Origin of the sequence: Microcoleus sp. B5-D4, from assembly GCF_036705145.1 — a bacterium.
Classification (GTDB): Bacteria; Cyanobacteriota; Cyanobacteriia; order Cyanobacteriales; family Microcoleaceae; genus Microcoleus.
Genome location: NZ_JAUBTV010000032.1, coordinates 42763 through 53684 on the forward strand (window position 1 = coordinate 42763; position 10922 = coordinate 53684).

At 47.1% G+C, this 10922-nt stretch carries 6 protein-coding genes; 4 read left to right on the forward strand and 2 right to left on the reverse strand.

What is annotated here, in order from left to right; genetic code table 11:
• The first annotated feature begins 29 nt into the window (after nt 1-29).
• The 4 genes from QUB10_RS16750 to QUB10_RS16760 all read left to right on the forward strand — a co-directional run bounded on the left by QUB10_RS16750 (nt 30) and on the right by QUB10_RS16760 (nt 4128).
• On the forward strand, nt 30-2969 hold the full coding sequence (locus tag QUB10_RS16750; protein ID WP_333203780.1) for a cation-transporting P-type ATPase: 2940 nt from the start codon (nt 30-32) through the stop codon (nt 2967-2969).
• Nucleotides 2970-3061: 92 nt separating this feature from the next.
• Nucleotides 3062-3592: a DUF3122 domain-containing protein gene (locus QUB10_RS16755; protein WP_333203782.1), complete on the forward strand. Its 531-nt coding sequence runs from the start codon at nt 3062-3064 to the stop codon at nt 3590-3592.
• 92 nt (nt 3593-3684) lie between these two features.
• Nucleotides 3685-3831 (forward strand): cation-transporting P-type ATPase, encoded by a 147-nt coding sequence (locus tag QUB10_RS34260; RefSeq protein ID WP_445299396.1) that lies wholly within the window; start codon nt 3685-3687, stop codon nt 3829-3831.
• A 144-nt stretch (nt 3832-3975) separates the two neighbouring features.
• The gene (locus QUB10_RS16760; protein WP_333203784.1) at nt 3976-4128 is read left to right on the forward strand and encodes a hypothetical protein; all 153 of its coding nucleotides are present in this window, start codon (nt 3976-3978) and stop codon (nt 4126-4128) included.
• Between the two features lie 202 nt (nt 4129-4330).
• Here QUB10_RS16760 and QUB10_RS16765 read toward each other — a convergent pair whose 3' ends face one another.
• Together QUB10_RS16765 and QUB10_RS16770 are read right to left on the reverse strand one after the other, a co-directional pair.
• Complete coding sequence (locus QUB10_RS16765) at nt 4331-8869, reverse strand: response regulator (protein ID WP_333203786.1); 4539 nt, start codon at nt 8867-8869, stop codon at nt 4331-4333.
• A gap of 373 nt (nt 8870-9242) precedes the next feature.
• Nucleotides 9243-10643 carry a transposase gene (locus QUB10_RS16770; RefSeq protein WP_333203788.1) on the reverse strand — a complete coding sequence of 467 codons (1401 nt, stop codon included), beginning with the start codon at nt 10641-10643 and terminating at the stop codon, nt 9243-9245.
• Nucleotides 10644-10922: the final 279 nt, after the last annotated feature.

Consider the following 10922-nt stretch of genomic DNA (forward strand, 5'->3'; position numbering starts at 1 on the left):
TTCAGTTATCAAACAGGAGTAGATCGGGCATGGCATCATTACACCAACCATTATGGACATTATCAGTTGAAGAAGTCTATGAATCTCTAGGCACTACTGCCAATGGATTATCGGACAATGAAGCGCAAGAGCGATTAGAGAAATTTGGCGCAAATGAATTACCAGAACCCGTCCATCGTCCATTGTGGCTCAGATTTGCCGATCAATTAACCCATTTTATGGCTTTGTTGCTGTGGGTTGCAGGGATTTTGGCATTTATTTCCCGCACACCTGAACTGGGCTGGGCAGTCTGGGCAGTAATTTGGATTAATGCCATTTTTAGCTTTTGGCAAGAGTTTCAAGCTGAGAAAGCTTTATCTGCTTTAAAAAAAGTCTTACCGATGCAAGTAAAAGTGTATCGAGATGGAGAATTAAAGCAAATTCCAGCTAGAGAATTGGTACGCGGCGATGTGATGCAATTGGAAGAAGGCGATCGCATTTCCGCAGATGCCAGATTAATTTCAGCCGAAAGTTTATATCTCGATGTATCAGTAATGACAGGGGAATCTTTACCTGTGGCGCGAAGTCCTTACCCTGTACGTCTGCGGGAGGCCGTTCCGGTGCGTGCTGGAAAAACCATGCTGCGTCAAGGGGAACAGCCCTTGCAAGAAAAGGTAAATCCATCAGAAATTGCTAACCTTGTATTAGCAGGTTCGACGGTAGCAGCAGGTCGAGCAGTGGCGGTGGTTTATGCGACGGGCGCACAGACTGAATTTGGACAGGTGGCGCATTTAACTACAGTAGTAAAACGCGAACCCAGTACCTTAGAAATTCAAGTTGCTCGGATTGTACGGATTATTACAGCGATCGCGCTGGGTATGGGTGCGACTGTATTCGCGCTTAGCTACTTGTTGATTGGCATGAATATTACCGAGAGCTTTATTTTTGCGATCGGGATTATCGTGGCAAATGTCCCTGAAGGTTTATTGCCAACAGTAACATTAGCTCTTGCCCTTGGTGTGAAACGGATGGCGCGGCGCAACGCTCTTGTAAGGCGGCTTTCGGCAGTGGAAACCCTCAGCGCGACTACAGTGATTTGCACAGACAAGACGGGTACTTTGACCAAAAATGAAATGACGGTGCGCTATCTCTGGCTACCGACAGAACCAAAGCAATCTGAACCCAATCGCGATACTCCTAATGATGTCTTAACTAACAGGCTAATTGAAATTACTGGGGCTGGTTACGATCCCACTAATGGCAAAGTTAATATTCCCTCTGATTCCGAAATTGCTTGGAAAGCTAAGGTTTTACTGATTGGTTCGGCACTTTGTTCTAATGCTCGATTGGTACATCTCAATGCGCCTAGTCGTTGGCAAGAAATTGGCGATCCGACAGAGGCGGCTTTGTTAGTAGCGGCGGCAAAAGCAGAATTGAATTTAGAAAATCTCCAAAAGCAGTTCCCACGCTTAAGAGAAATTCCCTTTGATTCTCGCCGCTTGATGATGACAGTGGTTTTGAATTGGCAAGCCTCAGAAATATGGTCAAGTGAATTTCCCCATCTGGCTTTTACCAAAGGCGCACCATTAGAAGTTCTGAAACATTGCCATTGGATTTTGCGCGATGGTAAATCGCAGGAATTAACCCACGATTATTGGGATGAAGTTGTCAAAGCCAATGATGATTTAGCCAGACAAGGATTTCGAGTGTTAGGTCTGGCGGCGCGTCAAGGTGGAGAGGAATTGATCGCTCTAAAAGCTCAGGATTTAGAGCAAGATTTGATTTTTATCGGGCTAGTTGCGATGTTCGATCCGCCGCGTGAGGAAGTACCAAAGGCGATCGTCCAATGTCATCAAGCGGGAATCAAAGTAATAATGGTAACGGGTGATTATGGATTGACGGCTGAAGCGATCGCGCGTCAAATTGGTTTAGTTAGCGACAAAGTGCGTGTAGTCACGGGTGAAGGCATGGGACATCTCTCTGACGCGCAACTCAAGCAAGTGGTGAAATATCGCTTTGGTTTAGTGTTTGCCCGGATGTCACCTGAACACAAATTGCGATTAGTGCAAGCTTACAAAGACATCGGCGAAATTGTGGCAGTTACAGGTGATGGGGTGAATGATGCCCCCGCCTTACGCGCCGCCAATATCGGCATTGCGATGGGACAAAATGGTACGGATGTGGCGCGAGAAGCGGCAGATATTGTACTTACTGATGATAACTTTGCAACGATTGTGGTAGCGATCGAGCAAGGAAGGGCGATTTATCAAAATATCCGCAAGTTCATGACCTATATCCTCGCCTCGAATGTGCCAGAAGTCGTGCCATTTTTAGGCATGGTTGCCTTCAAAATTCCACCCGCGCTGACGATTTTGCAGATTCTTGCCGTAGATTTAGGCACGGATATGGTTCCAGCCCTAGCTTTGGGTGCAGAAATTCCCGAAGCTGGGATTATGGATCGTCCACCCCGTCCAAAGGAGGAGTTTTTACTCAACGTTCCTTTAATATTACGCGCCTATCTCTTTCTTGGTGCGATCGAAGCGATGCTCTCAATGTTGGGCTTTTTGATGGTTTGGTGGAGCTATGGCTATTCGTTGGCAGACTTGCAACAAGTCACTCCTGCAATCCTCTCCCATACTGCCGATCCTACGGTGACGGCAATCTATCGCCAAGCGACAACGATGACTTTAGCTGCGATCGTAGCTTGTCAAATAGGTAACTTATTCGCCTGTCGCTCTGATTGGGGTTCGGTATTCCGTCAGTCGTTATCAAATAATAGTTTGCTCTGGTTAGGAATAACTGTTGAATGTGTTGCCCTCTTCGCATTCATCGACTTTCCACCCTTCAGACAAGTATTTGGAACGGCTTCACTAGCCAATTGGCATTGGTTGATTTTGTTAGCCTGTCCGCCCATTTTGATTGGTGCAGAAGAACTTCGCAAGCTATTACTTCGTAAGCGGCGACTAAGCAAGGTTCAAAGAGCTGTTTAGAACCAGAGCTAATACCAAAACAATTAGGATAAAAATCCCAAAATTTTGACTCACTAATTGCAATACATTTTAAATTTTTGAGGACTTTTGTGATGAAATTTATGTACTTTAACTGCTCTAAGATTCGCCCGATGCGCTGGCTGCTGGCTGCTTGTATCTGCGTTTTACTGCTTGTCTGTATTCCCTTACCTGCTTTTTCTGCTGTGACGGAAATCGAAGAATATCCAGGGCAGATGCTGTATCAATCCCGGCAAAAACTGCAAGATCAGAACGGAAATTCTTGGCAGGCGAGATCCTTCAAACGCATCCATCCTGAAGGTAGTTATACTGTCTCTCTGCGCGTCGTGGGCTTTCCTGGTGCGGTGGAATTCGATCGCACTCAACCGCTGATTCTGACAACATCTATGGGCGAAACTATAACCGCCAAGGATATTTCTAGCGAAATTTCTAAGGACACACCAACCCCAGCTAATGTCGCAGAATATGACATTAAGTCTATCCTACCGCAGTTGCAGGCTGAAATTCCCCTTCACCTAACTTTACCAGTGGTAACTGGTTCAGCGATCGAGTTACAAATCCCATCGACGGCGATTCAAGAGTGGCAAACAATTTCTGCTCATTGACTAACTCCAAAAAATCAAACCGATGAATCCCCAACTCTCCACATTTTGGAGCTTACCCACAGATCGAATGCTTCAACCGACGCACTCGATCTGTGGATTTAACCCGTCAAGATGCGAAACAACGCTTGATCGAGTACGGCGCGAATAGCCTCAAACAAACACACAAATCGAGCGCATTAATGCTGTTGATTAATGGACTACCAAATAAAAAACTCGTCCAAAATCAAGCGGTACTGTAAGCAATATCGATAAACCACTTACCGAGATTGGGGAGGCTATCCCCAACCGGTTGGGAAAGACGCTGAATCTGAGTTAGTTTCAACTTCAGCCATTTCCAGAGTTGTGAGCTTAACCCCAGTTTGATACAGCATATTCGGTGGTTTATGAAGTACAGTAGAAACCTTAATTGTGTGCTGTTAATCCTCCGGGTGCGTCGCTACGAGATATTGGATATAACTTACAGATTGACGGGTGGCGACGCACCTTACACCGGCCATCAGATTATGTGTACCACATATAAATGGAATATGCTGTAAGTCAAGCTCACGAGTTTGACTATCGGATGTTTACCTCTCCGGGGACTGGAAGAGTTTATTTCTTGGATGTCCCTTAATAGTTAACAGTCCCCTCCTTGGGGTGAGTGAGATAACTTTCGATTGTCTAGTGTTGCTTCAGATGGACAGCCTTACCCGGAGCGGACTTGAATTTATGAGAAATCAATCGGACAGCATATAACAGCTAACAATCAACAGACTGCATTTCTATTTTTAACGCCGTTTCCACTCTTTGATACTCCGCCTCAACCTCTTCTAAAAGCGCGCAGGCCGGATCGGGTAAAGACTGGTTAGCATTTGTGCCGATGCGGCCCATGATTTCGAGTTCCTCGCACAGCTCAAACAAGCGAAAAGCACCGAGAGTACCGCTGATCGACTTTAAAGAGTGAGCCGATCGCCGCAAAGCCAGCGGATCGGCGTTGCACAGAGCCATAGAGATGCCTCGCAGCAGTTCGGGAGCTGTTTCGAGGTAAATCTCGATCGCCTCGTCCAAAGCTTCCACCTCTCGCAGTCCCTCTATAATCTTGGCACTCAGGGACTCGTGGCTCTCTGACAAAGCCCGATCGAGATTTGATGCACCACCATCGACGACTGCGTGCGAATTGGAAATTGTCAGTTGTGGATTTCCCGCAACAGCCACATTCGATCGCACTTCTAATTCACTCGTTCCTTCTATATGTTCCGCCGGGGCATCCAAACAAACGATCGGCTGTAGACGATCGAATGCAGAGTTCGATCGAGATTTACAAGCGAGCAAAGCTCGCACCAACTGATCAATTGCGATCGGCTTGCTCAAATAGTCGTCCATCCCCGCAGCCATACACTCTTCGCGATCGCCCTGCATCGCATTTGCCGTCATCGCCACAATCCAAGGCCTTGTCGATTTTCGATTTTCGATTTTCGATTTTCGATTGTTAGATTCCTCAGTCGATTTTTGATTTTCGATTTTCGATTTTCGATTGTTAGATTCCTCAGTCGATTTTTGATTTTCGATTCGGGATTTTCGATTATTAGATTGCTCATCAGTTGCGGAAAGTTCTGATTCTCCCGTGTCATTTTCTAAAGTTAAATCTGCTGAAAATTGCTCGCGGATGTGGCGGGTAGTTTCCAGTCCGTCCATTTCCGGCATTTGCACATCCATCAGCACCACATCGTAAGGCTGGCGGCGCAAAGCTTCGAGCACTTCGATACCGTTTCCCGCCACATCCGCGCGATACCCCATCCGCTGTAAAATTTGCAAAGCCACCTTCTGATTCACCAAATGATCGTCAGCCAACAGAATCCGCAGGGGTAAGTCCTCTGCCAGCACGGGTATGGTTTGCAAGAAAGACCCGGTAGTGCGCTGCCCTTTAAATTCAGTTGTCTGTTCTCCAAAAATATTGATTAAAACATTGTAAAGCTGAGATTGTTTGATGGGTTTGTTCAAAAAAGCAGCAAAATCCATCTCCATAGAAGGGGGGTTAATTTCTGGCCTGCCGATCGAAGTTAGCATCACTAACGGCAACTTTTCGCAATCAGGATATCGGCGAATTTGCGCCGCTAAAGCTAACCCGTCCATTTCCGGCATTTGCATATCCAAAACTGCCAAGTCAAACATCTCTTTAGCAGCCAGCCAATCTAAAGCCAAACGAGCCGAAGCTGAAGCCCTAGCCACCATTCCCCAAGACTGAGCTTGGAGAGTCAAAATTCTGCGGTTGGTAGCATTGTCATCGACAATTAAGACTCGCTTGCCAGCTAATTCAGGTTGAGAATTGCTCAAGTTAAGTGGTAAGGAATTCTTGCAGCCAGAAACGATCGTACTAAAATAAAAAGTAGAGCCAACGGATTTCGTATTTTGGGCGATCGGCTGGTTGCTGAGTACAGATTTGGCATAGCCATATTTTTCGGCAATTTCGCAAGATTCTGCCCATCCCAAATCAATAACTGCCGACGATCTAAAATGGGCCGGAGGATTGCCCGCCACACTACCCATACTTTCCACCCACATCCTGCCGCCCATCATTTCGGCCAAACGCTTGCTAATTGCCAAACCCAATCCGGTACCGCCGTACTGCCGGCTCGTTGAAGAATCAACCTGGCTGAAAGATTTAAATAGCCGATCCATGCGATCGCTCGGAATGCCGATACCGGTATCTTTGACCGCAAAATGTATTTCGTATGCTGGGTTAATTACTACCGGTTCGCCAGCCATTAATGGCGGTTCTTTAGCCTTAGCCGCCGGCACTGAAATCTTTTTGGCAGTCACCGAAAGCACCACTTCTCCAGCGTCGGTAAATTTAACCGCATTACTGAGCAAGTTGATTAAAATTTGCCTCAAGCGGGTGCTGTCGCCGATCGCCGTTACCGGTACTGTACGATCGATCAAGTAACCCACTTCCAGTTTTTTTTCTGCCGCCTTAGCAGCTACCAAGTCTAGAGATTCCTCAATGCAAGTGCGGAGGTCAAACGGATGTTCCTCCAAGTCCAATTTGCCCGACTCAATTTTCGAGAAATCTAGAATATCGTTGATCAGCGTCAGCAAGGCATCGCCGCTGCTGCGGATAGTTTCTACAAAATCGCGCTGTTCGCGAGTTAAGGGGGTATCCAGCAGCAAACCAGTCATGCCGATGACTCCATTCATCGGAGTGCGAATTTCGTGGCTCATGGTGGCTAAAAATTCGCTTTTGGCTCTAGTAGCCGCCAGTGCTTGATCGCGAGCTTTTGCCAAATCTACGTCGGTTTGCTGGCGTTCGAGTTCGCTTCCCACCCACTGAGCCATCAGTTTCATCAACTCTCTGTCTACAGCTCGAAACGGTTCTGTCACAGGAGTCGGAGAAAAGAAGCACAGAGTGCCGTAAACTTTGCCTCCCACCGTGACGGGAATGCCCATGTAAGCTTCAATGGGGAAGGCTCGATCGTGCGTGTTGAAGGAAAAACCCGAAAATCGCACCGACTCAAAGTAAATCGGTTCTTTTGCCATTGACGTAGCGACGCAGAAAGTTTTTTCCAGATCGTAGATTTGGTCTTTGACGATCGACCCGTCGGGACACTCAACAGCCATTATTTGATAGTTGTCGCCTTGAATGCAGGACAAAATTCCCACCGACAGGCCTAAATGCCGACATCCCATTGCCAGCAGTTCTTGGAGGCGCAAATCAAAGGTAGAGAGGTGGTTGAGCGGGTCTGTACGGGGAGCCGAAGTCACTTGGTACAAAGCTTTGATTGCTGCTTCGCTTTCTCGAAGTTCTTGTTCTGTTTGCTTCCGCACGCTGATGTCGCGGGAAATGCCGATAATTTCTTGGACTTCGCCTGTTTGGGGATCGCTGATCGTGCGGCCGGTGGTTTCAAACCAAATGTATTTGCCGTCTTTGCGGCGGATGCGGTAGCTGACGGTGTAAGTAACTGGGAGTGCCAGGACTTTCCAGTGAGCTTTGGCAATGGTTTCTAAATCGTCGGGGTGAAAATAATCCTTGGGGACGCGGCCGATGAGTTCCGAAGGTTCGTATCCCAGCAAAGCCCGGCTGGCGGGCGAGACGTAAACAAACACGCCTGTGGGGTCGTGTCTGGTGATCATGTCGGTTGAATTTTCGGCCATCAACCGATAGCGGTCTTCGCTTTCATTACGTTCGACTTGAGAATTGCCCAATGCTTCTAGCATTCGGTTGATGGCGTCGGCCAAGCTTGCGAGTTCATCTGCTCCGGCCATAGGAACTCTCAAGCTTGGGTCGCCGTTGGCTGCGATGTTGCTGACGCTGGTGCTCAAGGCAGCCAATCTCGCTAAGACTAATTTTTCTAGCAACAGCAGGGTGATGGCGCTAAATATTAAACCTACTGCCAGTATTGATAAGGTAAACAGCTCCAAGGTAGCCTGACCTTGGCCGTAGATGATGCGATCTGTCTCTACTCGCAGCAGCAGCGCTAGGTTGCCGTGGATGTCGCGAATCAGGGCGTATCCTGCGACTAAGGTGTCGCTGAGTGGCTCGACTAAAATTTCTACTGATTTGAGGTTGGAAATTTTGAGTTTGACATTTTCCAACTCCTGTCTAGAGCGAGCCATCGCCTTGGCGCTGTGCCCGGAGTAGTTCGCGGCTCCCACTTTAAAATCTAAACTCGGCAATCTAAAATCCACTGACAGGTGAGTCAGTTCTGAAAGCAAACCGATTTCGCTGCTGTCTAGGTAGCGTCCCAAGATCAGCGTCCCCCGCGGCGGGCCTTGGGCGTTGCTGTTCAAGATGGGCTTGGAGGCAATCAGCAGTCTGGCTTCTGGCAGGGTGAGGACGCCTGTTTTGGCGGCCCGGCGATCGCCCTCGACTGTCGATGAGTCTATTAGTGCCTCGGTCAAGTGCTGTTTTAAGCTTTCGGGAATCGGGATTTCGGTTTGCGATTTCAGGTCGAAACCTTTGCTGAAGATCGTCTTACCGTTGGAGTCCAGCAGTACCAATAAGTTTAGTCTCAAGTAAATAAATGTCGAATCGACGAAATTTGACTTGACAAAATTTTCGTTCCGTGTTTCGACAAAAGAGTAAGTATCGTCCCACTCGGCGTAATCTTGGGCGCTGGTGTCTAAATTCGACAAGTCATCATCTAATGCGTCCAAAGCCCGTGCCACATCCTGGCGGACGTACTGTGCCTCCAGGTTGTGAAAATCATGCAGCAAAATAGTTGATGCAGTGGCATACAGAACCACAATCAGGCTGATCAGCGCTGCACCGATGATTAATAGTGTTTTTTTTCGGAGTTGCATGGCGTCGCCCTCCTCACGGTGCTACTAGGCAACTAGCCAGGAGAGGTTTGAGACGTAGGTTGTTTAGCATTGGCGATCGCAGGGCCTGCGTGTTGGGACTGTTCTGGGCTGACGAAAGCAAAGCCCTTGGTAGTTCCAAGGTATCCGGTATGTTGCCCCCCACAGTCAGTGTAGTATTTTCACAGCTTTAGTTCCCTATTATGCACAACCTATGACCTACAAGTTATAACCTGACATCGGCATCTTCAACATAAACCGCCGATCGAACTCAAAACAGTTCGCGTTTGATACTGACGCAGCCAGGGAGGCGGGCGGTTGGGAGAAAAGGCGTGCTGGGTTGAGAACCCTAACTATTATTGTACGTGACATCCTCCTACGCCAACTGAGTAGAGTATGGCGTAGGCTTCTTTGCAGCCCGATGAAGGGTGTGCAAAATTTCCTTCGCGGTACTATTATCTATAGTTCCTACTACAGAAAGATTCCCGCCACGGCGTTTTATACTGGGAAAAATGTCCAATCCCAGTTTCTTTAAATTAATCGCAGCATTGATATCACGATCGACCATTAAAGAATGTTGCTCATCCCAATAGTTTCGCATACCGCAATCGGCAAAAACAATTTCATTCCGATAGCACAGAACCATTGAGGTATAAGCAGGTTTTTGCGGAACGACGGCTGATCCAGCTTTTTCGGCTATGTATTCCAGCGTCTTGAAAAATTGACCAAACGCAGCATCCAACCAAGACTTGTTTAGTCCTGATTTAGCTGATTGACCGTTTGGGAGGTAAGTACCCTCATTATCTTGCTTAACTTTATTCCGTTTCGTTAAGCCTTTTAAGTTTAAGTCCTCATGAAAAAAGAATTTAGCTCCAGACCTGACAAGTCTGTGAGCTGTTTTGTAGTGGAAATCTTGGCGAGAACGCGCTATTTTTTGGTGCTGTCTCGCTTCTTTTTTGGCTAATTTCCGTCGAGCCTTAGAACCGCGCTTCCGTTTGTTCCGCTTTCTTGAAATGCGGTCTAATTTAGCTTGGTTTTTGCGGAGCGGTTTCAACGAAGGTAACTTCTCGCCTGACGACGTTGCTAAATAGACATCTTCATGCAGCACCGCATCTAACCCAATTGAGTTGTCCCAGTTTGGGGTAACTTTGTCGAGCGTGAACTGGGGCACACAAGAGTCTTCAAGCATTACCTGGATAAACCAACCGTCAGCCTTTCTGGTAACACTAATTTGCTTGACGGTAAACCCATCGGGGATTGGGCGGTGCATCCGAACTTTTATGACACCCAACTTTGGCAATCGGATATAAAACCAATTCTTGCGAACCAACTTAATCCAGTTGCTGTTAGCCGTATAAAAAGTCATCGTCCGGTAATCCGCTTCTGTCTTGAATCGAGGTTTACCCGATCGCCCGCCTTTGCTATCCCCTACAACAAATCGCTCAAAGGCTTTGTCTACTCGCTTAGAAACATCTTGTAGGATAGTTGAATCTACCTGTTTAAAGTCTAATAGCTCGCCACTGTGGAAGACTTTTACCAAGTCTTTTTTGATGGCTGGCAATTGTTGTTTTTGCGAATAATAGTTGGGCTTTTCACGAGGCGCAGAGATACTAGCGAGCAATGGACAAGCATTCACAGTAGTGCGGTTCCTCTCCCACCAATCAAATCGATCACCTAGTTGTCTGTTGTACCAATAGCGACAAATTCTTAACCATTGGTTGAGGGTTGACTTTTGACTGGTGTCGGGATATAACTGATACTGGTATGTTATCTTCATTGCGCTACGACCTTTACGCATTTGTTGAGAATAAAAATACCCGAAAATACTATACCATGTCAAGCAAATTAATAATTATACCGCACAACAATGTTGGTCTAGTAAATAAAAAACTTATTGTACTTTGATGTCGTCATCCACATCTTCATTGCTCGCCCGCTATGCTTGTGAGGGCATGAAAATGTGGAATCCTCGATTCACGCGACGAGGTATCCCACACTAATCGAAGCGATATAGTGTGGGGATTCCCGTCTGACTAGCTAACATTAGTGCCTGATA

Bases quoted from the DNA above. Each gene is read 5' to 3' on its own strand.
- QUB10_RS16760 (WP_333203784.1), top strand. From the start codon at position 3,976: ATGAAGTACAGTAGAAACCTTAATTGTGTGCTGTTAATCCTCCGGGTG.
- QUB10_RS16770 (WP_333203788.1), bottom strand. From the start codon at position 10,643: ATGAAGATAACATACCAGTATCAGTTATATCCCGACACCAGTCAAAAG.
- QUB10_RS16765 (WP_333203786.1), bottom strand. From the start codon at position 8,869: ATGCAACTCCGAAAAAAAACACTATTAATCATCGGTGCAGCGCTGATC.
- QUB10_RS16750 (WP_333203780.1), top strand. From the start codon at position 30: ATGGCATCATTACACCAACCATTATGGACATTATCAGTTGAAGAAGTC.
- QUB10_RS16755 (WP_333203782.1), top strand. From the start codon at position 3,062: ATGAAATTTATGTACTTTAACTGCTCTAAGATTCGCCCGATGCGCTGG.